The following is a 17,530-nucleotide window of genomic DNA, read 5'->3' as shown; positions in this document are numbered from 1 at the left end:
TTTAAACGCACTTTTGAGCTGGGAAAGGCTGGAATGCGCCCCTTTCTTCTAATTCTTGAACTATAGTTCCCGCTTTTTCTCCTCGCATTAGCGATCGCAGCAAATTAAGCCTCGTTCCGCTATGAGTTTCCGCGTCCAGTTCCTCGAACAGCCCGATTTTCTGCGAGCGCGATAAATGACCCAAAACCGCCTCTATTGCTGCAACAACGCTCTGCGGGCCAACCTGAACCATCTGCAAAAATAATGCTAAAGTTTCTACGATCGTTGCTCGACTTTCTTTAGTAACTTGCCTTTGATTAAAAAGTGTATATCCTGCTGCATGGTGCTGGCTCTCCGCTTGCAAGAATTGCTCAAAAATACTACTTAACTCAGGATTTAAACAACCCTTAGCAAGGTTTCTGTAATGACTCAATCCCCAACCTTCTAGCATTACCTGAAGCACAAATAAAAGCACTGTCTTATCATCAGTTTCAACTAAATCTGCCAGGAAGCGCAAGAAAGCATTATCCGTTCCTATTGGCTCTTTTTCAGGCAAAAATTGGCTAATTTGAGCAAGATGGGTAACTTCGTCAGAGCTGAAAAGCGCGTAAAGCATCCTCTCCTCAGTAGTCTCTGCTAGCAAAACCATTTTTGCCATGTAGCCAACACCAGACTTCTCGACAAAATAGGCTTCTTCTAGAAGGTTTTCGCCGCACAGTCGCAAAATTTCTGCTTGTTGCTCAACCCTTGAATCCTGGAAAAGCTTTACTTTATCAAGACCAAAGTGAGCAGCATTCCAATATGGATTTTTGCTGTTATTTGAAAACTCTATTTGGTTGCCCAACCTGCTTTTTAAAGCGGAGGAAAGCACGCGGCGGAGTTTGTCTTCTTCTGAGACATGGGGCAAGTTTAAACCTGCTATCCCAAAATCTTTGCTCATCAAATACTGCGCCATAATTTATATTACATTCAGCATATCTTTGGGTTGTGCGTTAGCAGTTACAGGTTGGGACACCTGCTCAACGGTTTCCCAAGTACCCCAAGCGATCGCTTTCTGTTTTTCTACGTGCTGGATAAACTGAATGATTGCTTTATCCTCCTTTGTTGGGGTCTTAAAATCAAATTTGATAGTTTTAAAAACCTGAGTATCGCCCTTTGCGAAGTAGTTACCAACCATCTTGGTTAGCCACAGCACGATTCGATTGAAAAACCATCCCAAAATACCCCGACGCTTTTTAGTAATTAGCAGAGTTTGCCCCTCGGTTTTTCCTCCTTCAAGCAAGCGCAGAGCAAACATTATGTAAAAATGCAAAAAATCTGGCCCTACTGTCACGGTTCCAGTGCTTCCATACCAGTAGCACATACTATATGTAACCTGCTTTTTGTATAGGGGGCGAATTAACTTCACGAATAAAGAATCTTCCCCTCCCCGCGTGGTGTTGCTAAAAGTAATAGCGTTTTCGTTAATTTCGTTCTTCTCAAAAACGATTTTTAGCGGCAAGTTGTGGACTGTATTAAAGTGTTGAGCGTCGATCGCGTTGATCATTACAACATTAGGATGGCAGTTTTTTACAAAGCTTTTTGCGATCGCAGCCTCGCATTCCTCATCCTCAAGTTCGGGTGCAAACGGTAGTGGTTGTTGAGGAGTTTCCCCAGTCCAAACCCAAATCGTGCCGTATTTTTCGCCAGTCGGCCAACTTTGCACCTTTGCCGAAAGCGGCTTCTCCATACACGGAATATCAACACATTTACCCTTGGCGTCGTACTTCCAGTTGTGGAAGAAACAGCGAATGCCATTACCCTCAACTTTTCCTTCAGCCAGGTGAGCGCCCATATGGGGACAATAAGCATCGAGAGCGATCGCTTTCCCGTCTAAACCCCGGTAAATTACTAAATCTCTGCCTAAAAGAGTGACAGGCTTAACCTCACCCACTTTAATATCCCGCGAGGGTATAGCCCAGTACCAACCCTCAATGAAACGCTCTGGATTATTGAAAGTTTTGCTCTTATGAATCGAGCTAGAAGCTTTATAGTTTAAATTCATCATTGACGGTTTCACTTATAGTGAATCGGCTAATTATATAGTTCCCAATTTCCTTGCATCAATCGAACAACAACAAAATTAATTGCAGGAACTTGCGAACCACATTCGCCTACCCGCCGGGGTTAAGTTTTCCTCGCAAATCTCCGTGAGGCAAACTAGCTCATCGCCTTGCATATGTCCGGGGTTTTGCGTTTGGAAAAAATTGATGTGCGGGTCTTTCAGCCTTTCTTCGGGAATCCCCCTAAGTCCGTCGCGCAGGACGTGGGGATGAGGGAAGCGCACGACTCCAGCTTCCTCGTCGTAGAATTTGCCAAACAGTCCGCCAGCCAGGGACGTCATCAGTTTCTCCGTCCGTTTTGGTGTGGACGCATCGTATCGCGGGTAGAACTCGTTCCAGAAGGTCGGCAGGAAGCGGTAGGTACGATAGCCTGAAGAGATCAGGAGCCAGTAGAGTCTTCCTCTAGGATACTCTTGGCGCAGCTTGTTCACGGAGGCAATCCAAGCCCGCGACAGCGCCGAACTAGACCAAGCGCTGGGGTCCATGATGGTGTCTCCTGAATAAACTACAGCGAGGATTTCTCCCTCAAATTCGGTTTCGTACATTAAAAGGGTGGAAAAGCCCTTAAGCGCGTTTGATTCGTTATCTTGTAGCAAAATAACCCAGTTTTTTTGGTCTAAGTCTGCCTCGAAAACTTCTCGCTTTACACCCCCAAAATGGGAGCTAAGGAGGAAATACATAGCATCTTGCTCTTCGAGAGATAACTTTTCTGTGCGTACAAGATTAGCTTTCATAGGGTAATTACACCAAATTTGGCGGTTTTAACTGGAAAATAGATTTGGATATGACTTTATATGCGATCGCCGCTATTTATTACGACAACGGTAACTAGCTTTTTCCTGAAACAATATAGCTGTGTGGCAAAAATTAATCTGTCCTCTGTCTGGAGAAAAGTACTATTTCCCAGGTATCTATAAGAAACAGTCTGCTTATAGAAAAGACGGCATAATTCACCAACCTTAAATAAATATTTACAGTGACACTTTGCCAGCTGTCACGCAACTAGAACGCATTGCCAAGCCGTGCAGGAATAGCAACCATGCGGTTAAAATGCTGAATTAAGACCTATAGCGATCTGCTGAAAGCAGCAGCGCTAACGGCTAACGCCTTCGCTCCGCTGACGCTATCGCGCCTTCCTGCTGTTTTAAGGACATCTAACCATAATGAACCAGTTTCACAATCAAAATACACAGCCCCTTTTACAGATGAAAATCTTTAACAATTGGGACGTTGTTGCCAAAGGCTGGTACATTGCTTGTCCTAGTCGAGATATACCTAAAGGCAAGGCAAAATCTTTGGATATTTGCGGACAAAAAATTGTTCTATTTAGAGGAGAAGATGGAAAAATTAGAGCGTTAGATGCCTATTGTCCGCATCTGGGAACCGATTTAGCAATTGGGCGAGTTGATGGAAATACAATCCGCTGTTTTTTCCATCATTGGGCATTTGATGGAGAAGGAACCTGTCAGGATATCCCTTGCCAGTCAGCCATTCCTGAAAAAGCTTGCCTGCAATCTTATGCCACTGAAGAAAAATATGATTTTATTTGGGTGTATCCAGATGCAAAAGCGCCTGAAGGTGTTGCCGAATTTGAAGAACTTAAAGGAAAATCAATTGTAACAGTACGCGATAAAGCATTTGAGCGCAGTTGCCACCACCACATTTGTATGATGAATGGAATTGATGCTCAACATCTTCAAACCGTACATAAAGTAGATATAAATATGAATTTATCATTGCAACAGAATGACTCTGGCACGATGGTAGATTTTACCCTTAGTGGCGATTTTCCTAATACCACTAGGCGAGAAAGATTTGCTAGGAAAATTCTCGGAGAAAAGTACGAATACTCGATGAGGTATGCTGACGGCTGCATCGGGCTTTTAACCACCATGAAAAAGGTGCGCTTGGTTCCCTCGCTGCACATGATTTACGCCTATACTCCTGTCGCACCAGGAAAAACCCGCATTCAGCCAATTTATGTTGCACAGAAGAGAAAAGGTATTGGTGGTTGGTTGGTGACGCAGCTTTTATTGTTACTAACAAAGCTGGCATACTATTTTTTGAAAGGTGAAGACGGGAAAATTTATGACAATATCCGTTATAACCCGAATGCAATGCTTTCTATTGATATGCCGTTGATAAAGTATATGCAATATGTAAATCAACTTGAACCATCTATATGGTCAAAATATTTGAATAAAGTAAAATAAGTTGAGATTTTAAGGTAATTTAAACCCTGAATCTTGGGAGCAATGGCGAGAGTCTTGTAGTGGCGATCGCACAGATTCAGGTTCTAGCGGACATCGCGCTGACGTCCGTATTTTTAGCCTGGTTGGGGGCGAACACTATTCTCGGCGGTATACCGCCGCTAAAACCACTTTGTTTGGGGTGCATATAGCTGGATGCTCTAGCTTGCAACAGCAGATGCGAACTGTAACGCTGGATCTCTCGCGGTTCGATTTACACTGGTCGAATAGAGCCATCGAACATTTGTGCTTTACCGCAAAGCGATGGACAGGAGAACTATATCCCCGATCGGGTTATGAAAAAGATTTTAGAATTTTTTGAACAGCCATTCACAGCCTTGTCCTTGGTGCTTTATTCAGGAGGCCCGCTGACTGTTATTCTAACGGGAGGTGCAAGCGAGGGGGAAGAAGGAGCAGCAGAAGAAGGTGATTTCGCCCTAATTCAGCTAATTTTCCTATTAATTTATGCAGTCACCTTTTTCCTGCTTGTTGCGCGTTGGAAGAAAGTAGTTTACCTGCTGAGTAAAGATAAATTTATCTGGTTATTGGTAGCGTTTGCTGTAGTTTCTATCTCTTGGTCATTTGCACCACAAATGACCATCCGCCGCACGATCGCCCTAGTCGGGACAACCCTATTCGGACTTTACTTAGCCACGCGCTACACCATGAAAGAACAGCTAAAAATGTTCGGGTGGACTTTTTGCATAATAGTAGTTCTAAGTCTGATATATGCTGTGGTATTGCGGAAATATGGCATTATGGGTGGAATTCATACAGGAGCAGTGCGAGGAATTTACACCCATAAAAATATTCTAGGCAAAGTCATGGTACTGAGCATCATAGTATTTTTACTTCTTGCTACAGAAGCGAAGAAAAATCGTTGGCTATTGTGGCTGGGCTTTAGCTTGTCACTGGTTCTAATAATCCTGGCAAAATCAACAACATCGATCGCCAATCTAGTAATTATTTTAACCGCATTACAAGTTTACCGGACTTTAAGGTGGCGCTACGAACTGCTGTTCCCTGCAATTTTTGCGATCGCAACCGCAGGTACAAGTTTCTATCTATGGTTTGTAGCTAACGCCGACGCACTGCTGGGTTCAGTCGGTAAAAATACAACACTCACCGGACGTACAGAACTGTGGCCAGCAGTATTGGATATGATTTGGAAACAACCTTGGCTCGGCTATGGGTACAAAGGATTTTGGGTGGGTTGGGAGGGTGAGTCCGCTTATGTTTGGTATACAACGATGTGGACTCCGCCAAATTCCCACAACGGCTTGTTAGATCTGTGGCTCGATTTGGGAATATTAGGAGTAGTCATATTTTTGATCGGATTTTGGACAACTTTAGTCAAGTCGATGGCATGGGTGCGCCTGACTAGAACATCCGAGGGTCTTTGGCCATTATTGTATATGACATACATGGTGCAAGCTAATATGGCTGAAAGCTCGTTGATGATCCAAAACGATATTTTCTGGGTACTCTATGTAGCAGTAGCTCTCTCAGTATTAATACCGCCCGAACAACAAACAAAAGCCTTGACATAAACGCGCAGCCAGACTCTTGCCAAAGCGTTGAAAAATTATCCTTAATCTGCGCTTAAAAGTAAAACAAATTTTGTCTTTCCTAACCATGTAGCTCTGCTCCCTGAAGATCCAAACCCCAAAAAAATGAATTTGAACTCAATAAAAGCCCGTATCGAGCGCCTATTTCAAAAAAGTTTAGTACGCAATACCTTGTGGATGATGCTTTCCCAAGGATTGCGTTTAGTTTTGCAAGCAGCCTACTTTGTGATTATTGCCCGCGCTCTGGGCGCAGAACAATACGGGGCTTTTATTGGCGCTACAGCACTGGCAGCAATTTTAGCTCCTTTCGCTAGTTTGGGCAGCGGAGATATCCTGATTAAAAACGTCTCTAGAAACCCACAATTATTTAAAGACTACTGGGGAAATGCCCTATTCATGTTAGTGGTTTCTAGCTTTATGTTGCTAATTTTAGTCATGGTTGTAGCACCATTTTTACTGCCTAAAACAATTCCTATAATTGTATTATTTTGTGTGGCTTTATCCGATTTATTCTTTTTAAGAACTTTGGATACAGCTTCTAAGGCTTTCCTAGCTATGAATTTGGTCAGCAGATCCGCTCAAATTACCGTTTTGCTAACCCTGAAAAACTTAATAGCAGCACTTATTTTGGTTAGCTTCTTTAAAAATCCAGATATATTAGTATGGGCTTGTTTATATCTTGCAAGTACAGCAGTTGCGGCATTAATAGCTTGTCTGCTTGTAACGCGGATGTTGGGATATCCAAAACTGGCACTATCGCTGATAAAGCCTGATATTCGTCAGGGATTTTACTTTTCTATCAGCTTATCTGCCCAAACTATAAATAACGATATAGATAAAACAATGCTGGCAAGTCTTTCAACATTAGAAGCTACAGGTATATATGCAGCAGCTTACCGTTTGATTGATGTTGCATTTGTACCCGTGTACTCGCTTTTAGGTGCTGCTTATGCAAAGTTTTTTCAGGAGGGAGAAGCTGGTATTAGGGGCAGTTTGAATTTTGCCAAGCGTTTAGCGCCAATTGCAGGCGGTTACGGTATTGCTGCTGGTATAGTGTTGTTTTTAATCGCTCCATTTGTACCTTACATATTAGGTAAAGAATATATAAATGCCGTAGAAGCCGTGCGTTGGCTAGCACCTTTACTCTTTCTCAAAGCCATGCAATATTTTGCTGCGGACACGCTTACAGGAGCAGGATTTCAGGGAATACGCAGTGCAATGCAAGCACTTGTAGCCGCGTTCAACTTCGCAATTAACATTTGGCTAATTCCACTGTATTCGTGGAGAGGAGCAGCATGGTCTAGTTTGGTTTCAGATGGAATTTTAATGCTAGGTTTGTGGTTTTTGGTGGCTTTCTACCACAGGAAACAAACTCAAAGTATCAACTAACATAATCGAAGAATTCAATATGAAATTAATTTCTGCCATTATTCCAGTTTACAAAGTAGAAAAATACATCGCTGCTACAGTGCAATCTGTTTTAGCTCAAACTTATAAAAACTTTGAACTGCTAATTATCGATGATGGTTCGCCAGATCGAAGCATAGAAATCTGTCAGCAATTTACAGATCCTAGAATTAAAATTATCCATCAGGAAAATCGGGGAGTTTCCGAAGCTAGAAACATGGGGATTCGCAATGCTAGGGGCGAATTTTTGGCTTTTTTGGATGCGGATGATATATGGGTTCCAGAGAAGCTAGAAAAACATATTGCTCATTTGGAAAGTAACCCGCGGTTGGGAGTTAGTTTTAGTCGCTGTGCTTTTATCGATGAAGAGGGGAATCCTCTAGGTATCTATCAGATGTCTAAACTCAAGGAAATTACCCCGCTTGATTTCCTTTGTCGCAGTCCTATTGGAAATGGATCGACTGCGGTATTTAGACGAGAAGTATTGTCAGCGATTAAATTTCAAGACAATCTTTATGGAACTGTGCAAGATTTTTATTTTGATAATGATAGGGAATTACACCCGTCTGAGGACGTTGAATGTTGGGTTCGTATTGCTATTCAGACTAACTGGGAAATCGAAGGTCTTTCCGAACCACTGACACTTTACCGAGTGAATTCGGGGGGATTTTCAGCTAACTTGCTTAAAAAGTTAAAGTCTTGGGAAAGGATGATTGAAAAAATTCGTTCTTATGCTCCAGAACTGATGGATAAGTGGGGAAATCAGGCTCTGGCTTATCAGCTTAGGTATTTAGCTAGAAGGGCAGTAACTCTGAAAGATGGTTCGATGGCTGTGCAATTAAGTCATCGCGCTTTGGCTACTTACTGGCGCATTCTTGTTGACGAACCCCGTCGCACAGGTTTGACATTAGGTGCTTCTTATTTGCTTTGGCTTTTACCGCAGCGACTCTACACTCAGATGGAGAATGTTGCTTTAAAGATGACTGGCGATCGCCAAAAACGCCGCATTGTTCAGGAGCAGGCGAGATAGTTAGTGGCTTCGCGATCGCTCTATCTAGAAAATAACCTAGCAATCCTACAAGCTACCAAATTTATGAAGATTACTGTAGTATGTCACGAAATTCCTTACCCCCCAATTCATGGCGGACGGATAGATATGTGGCGCCGACTAAAAGCTTTCTCTCATTTTGGTGTAGATCTTCAACTAATCTGCTGGTGGTACGATACTCCACCGACACATGAGGAAATAGCTGAAATTAACAAGTATGTGAAACAACTCTGTATCGTACCGATTAAACGTACACTAGGCGATCGCGTTCGTCGAATCGTTGACTTACTATATTATCCTTTAGAGGTGACTTCTAGAATTATTAGAGGAAAACAATTAAATTCCCTGCTTTATGATGTCCGCGCTTTTAATCCCGATGTTATTTTGCTCGATGGCATTCACGGCGGAGAAATTGCAACTGCTTTGAGCAAACGCTTAAATGTGCCCCTATTTACTCGCTCCCACAACATCGAACACCTTTACTACCGTCGAATGCTGGCATCTGCACGCGGCTTGAAAAATAAAATAAAAAGATTTTTATCAGTTAGTAATTTAGAAAAATACGAGAAAAACCTTCTCAAAAATAGTACTTTATTCTACGATATATCTGCTGACGACTTAAAGTTCTGGCAAAGTCAGGGTTACAGTAATGGGCGTTGGTTGCCGCCTATTGTTGAGTTTCCAGAATACAGCACCACGCCAAAATACCCTATCTACGATCTTGTATTTTTAGGTAATTTATCTTTAGAAAATAACGCGGCTGGGGTAGTTTGGTTTTTGAATGATGTCATACCTATTATACGCGCTAATTTACCGAAGATTAGAGTGTTAATAGCAGGGTTAAATCCGGGGAAGGAAATAAAGCAGCTATGTGAGGAAGTCGAAGGAGTCGATCTGAGCATCAATCCGGTGTCAGCTGTAGAAATTTACCAGTCGGGGCGAGTTCTGATCAATCCGGTTTTAAAAGGTAGCGGTGTTAAGATAAAGTCCATAGAAATGCTGATATACGGGAAACCTCTTGTTTCTACCCCGGAGGGAGTATCGGGGTTGCCAGAAGAGGTTCGGCAGTATTTTAAAATTGCCGCTGACGCGCAATCTTTTGCAGCAGAAGTAATCAAAGCTTTGTCAAATTCCGTCACGACTAATGCAGATCGAGAATTGCTTGAGTCTATGTTTGGTTATAAGGTTATTGAAGGTGTGGTGTCGGATATTAAAGCTCTAAAGGGACTTTAAATAAAACCACAGGGATAAAGCTTCAGCATGATAAAAACTACCACAAATAATTGTGAGAATTAGGCTGGGTATATTCCTGAAGCTCGAAGTAGAGATGACGAGGACTTTTAACACAATATAAAAGTGAGGTAGCAAATGAGGATAAATATCTGCGGTGTGGCGATTGATAGATATAGTTTCAATGAAGTAGTGGAACGGATTGTGGAGCATACGATCGCAGGCGGTAAACCAGAATATGTGGTGACTCCGAATGCACAGCACGTTCTGAGTTTACAGGAGGATGCCCACTTTCGGGAAATATATCGTCACGCTTTTTTAGTAGTGCCAGATGGCGTTCCGTTGCTATGGGCAGCTAAATTTTTGAAGACACCATTAAAGGATAGAGTTAATGGTACAGATTTGTTTGAAAAACTGTGCGCGATCGCGGCTGAAAAAAAATTGAAAATATTTCTGCTAGGCGGTCGTCCTGGCGCCGCCGATAAAGCAGCAGAAACTCTCGTGGCGCGGCATCCAAATCTTAAAATTGCAGGTACTTATTGTCCCTCCTATGGCTTTGAATCAAAACCAGAAGAACTAGCACTGATTAACTCCAAAATAATAGCAGCCGCACCCCATATCCTGTTTGTCGGACTCGGCGCTCCAAAACAAGAAAAATGGACATATGCCAATTATCGCGAACTAGGAGTGCCAGTTTCAGTTGGTATTGGAGTCAGCTTTGAGCTAGTTGCTGGTATGGTGACAAGAGCGCCAATTTGGATGCAGAAAACAGGTTTAGAATGGTTCTTTCGCCTGATAGTTGAACCCGGTCGCTTGTGGAAACGTTACATCATCGGCAATCCCCTCTTTATTTTGCTGGTGCTGCGACAGCGGCTGGGTTTTTCTAAGTCTGAATAAGGAATTATTCTAAATGCCTAAACATCCGTTAGTGAGCAGACGGCGTGCCCTTTTGTTAGGATTGGGAACTTTGGCGAGTATGGGTACGCTGGGAATGGGTAGATCGAAGTATTTGAGCTACCAAATTGAAGCGCTTGACGATCCAAAGCGGGACTTTACAGCGGTTGGGGAAGCTTCTTTAAAGGAGCGTGCTGCTGCTAAAGGTTTGATTTATGGGGCGGCGATGCGATACCCGGCTTTACTTTCAGACGCCAAACTTGCTAATTGTTTTGTGAGAGAGTGTGGGATTCTTGTCCCAGAATGGGGACTAAAATGGTATGTTCCAGGCGTTCCCCTGCGTCCCAACCCGGATAAATTTGACTTTACTGAAGCGGATTGGATGGCTCAATTTGCTAAAACAAATAGCTTGCTTTATCGAGGACATACTTTAGTCTGGCACGAGTCTTTACCGCCCTGGTTTAAGGATACTGTAAACAGCCAAAATGCCGAACAGGTTTTGGTGAAGCATATTAAGACAGTAGCAGGGCGTTATGCGGGGAAAATGCACTCGTGGGATGTGGTGAATGAGGCGATCGCTACTTACGAAAAACGACAGGATAATTTGCGAAAAACGCCTTGGTTGGAACTTTTAGGCCCAAATTATATTGACACCGCTTTTCGAGTTGCTGCTGAAACTGACCCCAAAGCATTGTTAGTCTACAACGATTTTGGCCTGGAATATGACACTCCTGAAGATGAAGCCAAGAGGACAGCAGTTTTAAAGTTGTTAGAGCGTCTGAAATCAAAGGGAACGCCAGTGCAAGCTTTGGGAATTCAGGCTCATTTGTTGGGCGGTGAAACTCGCTTTAACTCTAAAAAGTTGCGCGAGTTTTTCAGTAATGTGGCTAGTATGGGTCTGAAGATTCTGATTACCGAGTTGGATGTAACGGACAAAAATTTACCCAAAAATACGGCAGTGCGCGATCGCATTGTCGCCGCTTCCCTGGAAGATTATCTCGCAGTCGCCCTAGACGAGCCAGCAGTAATCGCCGTGCTAACCTGGGGACTGAGCGATCGCGTAACCTGGCTTTCCGATTTTCAGTCCCGCTCAGATGGTGCTGCTGTCCGCCCTCTGCCAATGGATGCTGACCTAAAACCCAAACTAGCGTGGAATGCGATCGCTAGGGCACTTGATAGCGCCCCCAAGCGCTAATATCATTTTTGATTTTAGATTTTGGAGGATGTTTTTAGATTGCAAACGGTCTGGCTGTTGGAAAATTCGCATTTCAGCGATGAATTCATAATTCATCTTTCATAATTCTGCGCCTTATCTATGCAAGATTGCAATTTTGCAGCCAACAACTGTGCGTTACTGTCTTCTAAAAAATTCAGGTGTTCCCCAGGAATCTCGTGGATATCCCATTTTTCACCAATCAGATTGCCCCAGCCCAATAGCGGTTCAAAGTAATGTCCAACAGGGGGAGGTTCATCTACAGCCAGAAAAAGGTTAACACGACCCTCGTAGACTTGCGGTATATAATTTCTTGCAGCTTTTGTGTTGATCGCTTCGACGAGGAAGTAGCGGATGGCGCGGGGCAAGGGGCGATCGCTATCAGGGTAAAACTTGAAGTAAATCTCCTTTATGCTGTTTGTGATACTCCCAAACCTCCTCTTCACCTTCTTCACAAAGTAAGTCGGGCCAACTCGTAAAAAGTTATTCCAGTGACACAAGATTCGCTTCTGGGTTGACAATACTTTGACTGCACCCGGAGCGCGTGTATCCAACAAGGTCAACATAGCTACTTTCTCACCCGCAGCGTGCAATTGTTGCGCCATCTCGTAGGCAACTAAACCTCCAAAGGAGTAACCTACTAGAAAATAAGGCCCAGATGGCTGGATAGTGCGTATTTCTTTGATATACTCGATCGCCATTTCCTCAATCGGCAATTGATGGACTTGTTTTGCCTCCAGCCTCTCGTCTTGCAGCCCGTAAACTGGTTGAGAGGCATCCAAATAACGCCCTAAATCGCGGTAGTTGAGGACGTGGCCCCCAGCCCCATGAAGGCAGAACAGAGGTGGTTTGGAACCTTTGGGCTGAATTGCCACGAGAGATCGCCGAGAAACTGACTTTTCTCCCTCACCCAGAAGTGTTGCCAGTTGCTCAATTGTCGGCAGCTCGAACAGAATAGCCAGAGGCAGACTTTTGCCGAATTTTTTGTCAATTGAGGCGAATATCTGCGCCGCTAGCAGTGAGTGCCCCCCCAGCTCGAAAAAATTGTCTGTTACGCTGATGGGCTTGATACCCAAAATTTTTTCCCAAATCTGCGTCAACTCGAGTTCCAAGGCGTTCCTAGGAGCCACTAAGGCTCTTTCCATATTAGAGCCTTGCTGGTCAGGAGCTGGTAGCGATAGGCGATCTACTTTTCCATTAGGCGTTAGTGGCAGGGCATCCAGCAGCACGAAGGCAGAAGGGATCGTGTAATCAGGCAGTTTCTCTGTTAGGAAAGAGCGCAAGCGCTTCAGCGAGACGCTCTTCGCTTCAATGATGTACTCCACGCTCTTATAGAGTACAGCCTGCTGTGTCGGCGTGAGATTGAACTTAATCCCAGCGCCTTCCCCAAAGCTATAGGCGACAGTTCCCTCAAACCACAGCTTTTGTGGAACTCCTGGCAGTTGCAGGCACAGGCGGAGGCTTTGGCCTTCTTTCCAGATATCGGCTGCGATCGCGACCAGGCGGATGCCGCCGCATGAGATATTTTCTGTAGTCACCTCTATGGTGCGACCCGACTCGAATTCCACGCTTGCTACGTTCGCGAACGGCACCCGAACTGCTTCGCGGCGAATGTCGCTCACCAGCAATTGCTGGCTTTGGGCGATGCGCTTGAATGTCTGACGCAGCCAAGCCTGTTCCTGTGGCGCGATCGCTAACCGCATCCCGGCGTTTTTTCCCGACCGCCAGACTACGTTTCCGTCGAGCAACACCTCGTCAGAAACATTCGGCAGTTGCAAGCGCAGCCTCACGTCTTGGCCTTCCTTCCAGGTAGCTGGCACATTTGCCAGCCCGATGCCACTAAAGGATAGATCCACCGTGCTTACTTTTACCCACTCGCCTCCGCTCACCTGGCACAGGCACGTATTCACGAACGGCACGCGCTCAACCCAGAAGTCTGCCACTATATAAGCCACTAGGCGCAGATCTCCAGGAACGTCCTCTCTTGCTACAACTACATTCTCCCGCACACCTGGGTGTTGCAATAGTACCGTCTCAATTTCTCCCAACTCGACGCGCATACCGCGAATTTTTACTTGGTAGTCGCATCGACCCCGGCACTCGATGTTGCCATCGGGCAGGTAGCGGGCTAAGTCCCCAGTCTTGTACAGCCGCGATTTTTCTTTCTCTGGACTTTGGCTCGTTCCCTGGCGATCGCCAGAGAATGCCGATTTTAGATTATTAAAATGCTCGTGAGATTCAGCAGTAGTTCGGACGACCAACTCCTGACGACCGACCCCTGACTTTTCAAAGAAATTGGGAATAAATTTTTCATCTGTAAGGTCGCCTCGGTTGAAATACCCGCGAGCCAATGCTTCCCCAGCAATATGCAGCTCCCCAGTCTCCCCAACCGGAACCGGCTGGAGATGCTCGTCGAGGATATAGGCTTGGATGTGGGGATAGGGTTTTCCCACTGGTACATATCCTTGTTCTTGGTCAAATTCAGCTGGGATGGTATAAGCACAGACCCCTATCGTTTCTGTTTGACCGTAAACGTTGACAATGCGCGGTTTATTTTTTAACTCGTCGCGTACTTTTTTGACCAGTTCATATGGCAGTAATCCACCTGAAAACACGAGCAGTCGCAAGTTAGATTTCAGGAGCGCTTCTTTGGATACTTCGTCCAGATTTGCTAATGCCTGAAGTCCATAACGCCAAACCGACTGAACGGTGTCAAAGACTGTTACACCCTGTTTCTGAATCAGCTCGAAAAGGCTCAGAGGGTTTCTTGTTTGTTCATAGCTGGCAATGACAATTTTGGCTCCCTGAGACAGAGGCACCATAAACTGCCTAACCGAGGAAGAAAATGAGAAAGATGCCGTGTGGAGATAGACATCTTCAGCATTTACCTGCAACACATTGTTGATTGACTGAATATAATGCCCCACGCTAGCGTGAGTAATTTGCACCCCTTTTGGCTTGCCAGTGGAACCAGAGGTATACATTATATAGGCCAGGTTCTGCGCTGTCACTTGACTAAGTGGAGTTTCTTCACTTTCTCTTGTAATATCGGCGCTATCTGTGTCAAGGCAAACAATTGATGCTTTATGATGGGGAAACTTCTCTACCAACTGCCTCTGAGCTAACATGATTGGCACCTGAGTTTCTTCCAATATGAAAGCAAGACGTTCTTTTGGATAGGTTGGATCTATGGGAACATAGGCACCACCCGCTTTGAGAATACCCAGAATTCCTACTACAAAATCGAGGGAACGTTCCGCGCAAATTCCTACTCGTACTTCAGGTGTCACGCCGCGCTTGATGAGATAGTTCGCCAGCTGGTTGGCGTTGGCATTGAGTTCTCGATAAGTCCGCTGCTGTTGTCCAAATATCACAGCGATCGCATCCGGGGTTTGCTCCACCTGTAACTCAAATAACTGATGTACTCTCTCAAAGCTAGGATTGCCCATTATACTCTTTAATTCAACCTCTGCCTTTAATTTAACCGTTTAAATCATCTACCTAAATATATAGTCGTTTTGGAAAAAAGCGGTGATTTTTTATACAAATATTCAGCCGCCAAGAACCCTCGCGGATCGAGGAGCTGCGATCGCGTAATGGAACGCGCACGCTGAGGCTAGAAACCCGGTTTCTATACCCAGAAACCGGGTTTCTTTGACAAGATTTTTGGCGATGTCCTGATGAAGACATCGCAGCTCCTCGAAAGTATTTTCTATCAGGTAGACAGCAGTAGGTAGAGAAGATTTATCCCTTCTCGAAGGCTAAAGTATCCGCCTGCTCCTTATCTATGCAAGATTGCAATTTTTCAGCCAACACCTGCGTGTAAGCGTCTTCTAACAAGTTCGTGTGTTCCCCAGGAATCTCATGGATCGCCCATTCTTCACCAATCAGATTGCTCCAGCCCAATAGCGGTTCAAAGTAATGTCCAACAGGGGGAGGTTCATCTACAGCTAGAAAAAAGTTAACACGACCCTCATAGACTTGCGGCATATAATTCATTCCAGCTTTGGTGTTGGCCTTTTCGACGAGTAAGTAGCGGATGGCGCGGGGCAAGGGGCGATCGCCACGAGGGTAAAACTTGTAGTAAATGGCCTGGAGGCTTTTTTTGATAGTGTCCATCCTCTTATTTACCTTATTCACAAAGTAAGTCGGGCCAATTCGTAAAAAGTTATTCAAGTGGCACCAGATTCGCTTGTGAATTGGCAATACTTTCAGTCCCCCCGGCGCGAGTGTATCTAACAACGTCAACATAGCTACTTTCTCGCCTTGGGCGTGGAGTTGTTGCGCCATCTCGTAGGCTACTATGCCTCCATAGGAGTAGCCTATTAGAAAATAAGGTCCTTTGGGCTGGATAGTCTGTATCTCTTTTATGTAGCCCGCCGCCATATCCTCAATTTGGATGGGGTGGAATTGGTTTGCCTCCAGTCTCTCGTCTTCCAGCCCGTAAACTGGTTGATCCGAACCCAAATAACGCGCTAAATCGCGGTAGTTGAGGACGTGACCGCCTGCTCCGTGAACGCAGAATAAAGGGGGTTTGGAACCTTTGGGCTGAATTGCCACCAGCGATCGCGTAGCCGATTTTTCTCCCTCACCCAGAAGTGTTGCCAGTTGCTCAATTGTCGGCATCTCGAACAGAATAGCCAGAGGCAGACTTTTGCCGAATTCTTTGTCAATTGAGGCGAATATCTGCACTGCCATCAGCGAGTTCCCCCCCAGATCGAAGAAGTTGTCCGTCACGCCGATTGGCTTTACGCCTAAAGCTTTTTCCCACATCGAACTCAACTGGCGTTCCAACTTATTCCTGGGTGCTACAAAGATTTTTTCCGGATCGGAACCGGCAAAATCCGGCTTCGGGAGTGCGCGGCGGTCTACCTTCCCATTAGGCGTCAGCGGCATTGCGTCCAGCATCACGAAAGCCGACGGCACCATGTAGTCGGGCAGCTTTTCCTTCAGACCCCGCCGCAGATCCCCAGTCGTGGGAGGTCGATCTGGGTGAGGGACGATGTATGCTACCAAGCGTTTTATGCCGGGAACGTCTTCCCTAGCCATAACCAACATTTGCCGCACCGCTGGATGGGCGGCTAGACAAGCCTCGATTTCTCCTAGTTCGATGCGGAAGCCGCGAATCTTTACTTGATGGTCGATGCGACCCAAGTACTCAATGTTGCCGTCTGGTAGATAGCGGGCTAAGTCGCCAGTTTTGTACAAACGCGATTTTTCTTTCTCTGGATTTTGTGCGCGATCGCGCATAAAATTATCGGACTCTGGATTTTGGATTTTAGATTTTGGATTATTTGATTCTTCCTCCAATCCAAAATCCAAAATCGGCAATCCAAAATCGATAAAGGGGTTGGCAATGAATTTTTCTTCGGTGAGTTCGGGGCGGTTGAGATAGCCCCGCGCCAAACCAATACCGCCGATGTAGAGTTCTCCCAGTACGCCGACGGGCACTGGTTGCAGATGCCGATCTAGCAGATATATCTGGTTGTTGGCAATGGGGCGACCAATTGGGGGAAGCGCAGGCCAATCACTTGGCTCTCCTGTTAGGGTAAAGGCTGTTACTACATGGCTTTCGGAAGGGCCATATTGATTGTGCAGCGTGCAATTTTTGGCGTTGCATAATGGTGCTATGAATTGAGGCTAAATCTGATGCAATGTCCTGAATGCGGTTCCAATCATATCCGTAAGAACGGTAAGATGCGAGGTAAACAAAATCACATTTGTGTAGATTGTGGTCGTCAGTTTATTGATGTTTACACAGCCCCCCAAGGATATTCCGATGAGATCAAAGCTTTATGTTTGAAAATGTATGTTAATGGCATGGGGTTTCGAGGCATTGA

At 45.0% G+C, this 17,530-nt stretch carries 11 protein-coding genes and 2 pseudogenes; 8 read left to right on the top strand and 5 right to left on the bottom strand.

Annotated elements, in window-relative coordinates:
• Window position 1 precedes the first annotated feature (1 nt).
• From H6F77_RS02555 to H6F77_RS02545, 3 genes are all read right to left on the bottom strand, one after another.
• Entirely contained in the window at window positions 2-934 is a 933-nt protein-coding gene (locus H6F77_RS02555) for a ferritin-like domain-containing protein (RefSeq protein WP_242021854.1), read from the bottom strand.
• 3 nt (window positions 935-937) lie between these two features.
• Window positions 938-2,026 carry an aromatic ring-hydroxylating dioxygenase subunit alpha gene (locus tag H6F77_RS02550; protein ID WP_242021852.1) on the bottom strand — a complete coding sequence of 363 codons (1,089 nt, stop codon included), beginning with the start codon at window positions 2,024-2,026 and terminating at the stop codon, window positions 938-940.
• 75 nt (window positions 2,027-2,101) lie between these two features.
• Window positions 2,102-2,815: a hypothetical protein gene (locus H6F77_RS02545; protein ID WP_190485052.1), complete on the bottom strand. Its 714-nt coding sequence runs from the start codon at window positions 2,813-2,815 to the stop codon at window positions 2,102-2,104.
• 429 nt (window positions 2,816-3,244) lie between these two features.
• Between H6F77_RS02545 and H6F77_RS02540 the strand changes: the two genes are divergently transcribed.
• From H6F77_RS02540 to H6F77_RS02510, 7 genes are all read left to right on the top strand, one after another.
• The gene (locus H6F77_RS02540) at window positions 3,245-4,294 is read left to right on the top strand and encodes a Rieske 2Fe-2S domain-containing protein (protein WP_190485050.1); all 1,050 of its coding nucleotides are present in this window, start codon (window positions 3,245-3,247) and stop codon (window positions 4,292-4,294) included.
• A gap of 332 nt (window positions 4,295-4,626) precedes the next feature.
• Window positions 4,627-5,880 carry an O-antigen ligase family protein gene (locus tag H6F77_RS02535; protein ID WP_190485048.1) on the top strand — a complete coding sequence of 418 codons (1,254 nt, stop codon included), beginning with the start codon at window positions 4,627-4,629 and terminating at the stop codon, window positions 5,878-5,880.
• A 123-nt stretch (window positions 5,881-6,003) separates the two neighbouring features.
• Window positions 6,004-7,287 carry an oligosaccharide flippase family protein gene (locus H6F77_RS02530; RefSeq protein WP_190485047.1) on the top strand — a complete coding sequence of 428 codons (1,284 nt, stop codon included), beginning with the start codon at window positions 6,004-6,006 and terminating at the stop codon, window positions 7,285-7,287.
• A 19-nt stretch (window positions 7,288-7,306) separates the two neighbouring features.
• Entirely contained in the window at window positions 7,307-8,335 is a 1,029-nt protein-coding gene (locus H6F77_RS02525; protein WP_190485045.1) for a glycosyltransferase family 2 protein, read from the top strand.
• A 63-nt stretch (window positions 8,336-8,398) separates the two neighbouring features.
• The gene (locus H6F77_RS02520; RefSeq protein ID WP_190485043.1) at window positions 8,399-9,586 is read left to right on the top strand and encodes a glycosyltransferase; all 1,188 of its coding nucleotides are present in this window, start codon (window positions 8,399-8,401) and stop codon (window positions 9,584-9,586) included.
• A 135-nt stretch (window positions 9,587-9,721) separates the two neighbouring features.
• Entirely contained in the window at window positions 9,722-10,480 is a 759-nt protein-coding gene (locus tag H6F77_RS02515) for a WecB/TagA/CpsF family glycosyltransferase (protein ID WP_190485041.1), read from the top strand.
• Between the two features lie 13 nt (window positions 10,481-10,493).
• Entirely contained in the window at window positions 10,494-11,672 is a 1,179-nt protein-coding gene (locus H6F77_RS02510; RefSeq protein ID WP_190485039.1) for an endo-1,4-beta-xylanase, read from the top strand.
• Window positions 11,673-11,764: 92 nt separating this feature from the next.
• Here H6F77_RS02510 and H6F77_RS02505 read toward each other — a convergent pair.
• Together H6F77_RS02505 and H6F77_RS28640 are read right to left on the bottom strand one after the other, a co-directional pair.
• Window positions 11,765-15,112 (bottom strand): annotated as a pseudogene (locus tag H6F77_RS02505) (amino acid adenylation domain-containing protein); the annotation flags it as partial.
• Between the two features lie 322 nt (window positions 15,113-15,434).
• Window positions 15,435-17,282 (bottom strand): annotated as a pseudogene (locus H6F77_RS28640) (alpha/beta fold hydrolase); the annotation flags it as partial.
• A 57-nt stretch (window positions 17,283-17,339) separates the two neighbouring features.
• On the opposite strand from H6F77_RS28640, the gene H6F77_RS02495 reads away from it, so the two are divergent.
• Window positions 17,340-17,530 (top strand): IS1/IS1595 family N-terminal zinc-binding domain-containing protein (locus H6F77_RS02495; protein WP_190485033.1); only part of this gene is annotated, 191 nt, incomplete at its 3' end.

Origin of the sequence: Microcoleus sp. FACHB-831 (genome assembly GCF_014695585.1) — a bacterium.
GTDB lineage: Bacteria > Cyanobacteriota > Cyanobacteriia > Cyanobacteriales > FACHB-T130 > FACHB-831.
This window is presented reverse-complemented; position numbering and strand designations above follow the sequence as displayed.

Excerpts from the sequence above, each read along its gene's own strand:
- H6F77_RS02540 (WP_190485050.1), top strand. The coding sequence starts at position 3,245 with ATGAACCAGTTTCACAATCAAAATACACAGCCCCTTTTACAGATGAAA.
- H6F77_RS02520 (WP_190485043.1), top strand. The coding sequence starts at position 8,399 with ATGAAGATTACTGTAGTATGTCACGAAATTCCTTACCCCCCAATTCAT.
- H6F77_RS02550 (WP_242021852.1), bottom strand. The coding sequence starts at position 2,026 with ATGATGAATTTAAACTATAAAGCTTCTAGCTCGATTCATAAGAGCAAA.
- H6F77_RS02515 (WP_190485041.1), top strand. The coding sequence starts at position 9,722 with ATGAGGATAAATATCTGCGGTGTGGCGATTGATAGATATAGTTTCAAT.
- H6F77_RS02525 (WP_190485045.1), top strand. The coding sequence starts at position 7,307 with ATGAAATTAATTTCTGCCATTATTCCAGTTTACAAAGTAGAAAAATAC.
- H6F77_RS02510 (WP_190485039.1), top strand. The coding sequence starts at position 10,494 with ATGCCTAAACATCCGTTAGTGAGCAGACGGCGTGCCCTTTTGTTAGGA.
- H6F77_RS02555 (WP_242021854.1), bottom strand. The coding sequence starts at position 934 with ATGGCGCAGTATTTGATGAGCAAAGATTTTGGGATAGCAGGTTTAAAC.
- H6F77_RS02535 (WP_190485048.1), top strand. The coding sequence starts at position 4,627 with ATGAAAAAGATTTTAGAATTTTTTGAACAGCCATTCACAGCCTTGTCC.
- H6F77_RS02530 (WP_190485047.1), top strand. The coding sequence starts at position 6,004 with ATGAATTTGAACTCAATAAAAGCCCGTATCGAGCGCCTATTTCAAAAA.
- H6F77_RS02545 (WP_190485052.1), bottom strand. The coding sequence starts at position 2,815 with ATGAAAGCTAATCTTGTACGCACAGAAAAGTTATCTCTCGAAGAGCAA.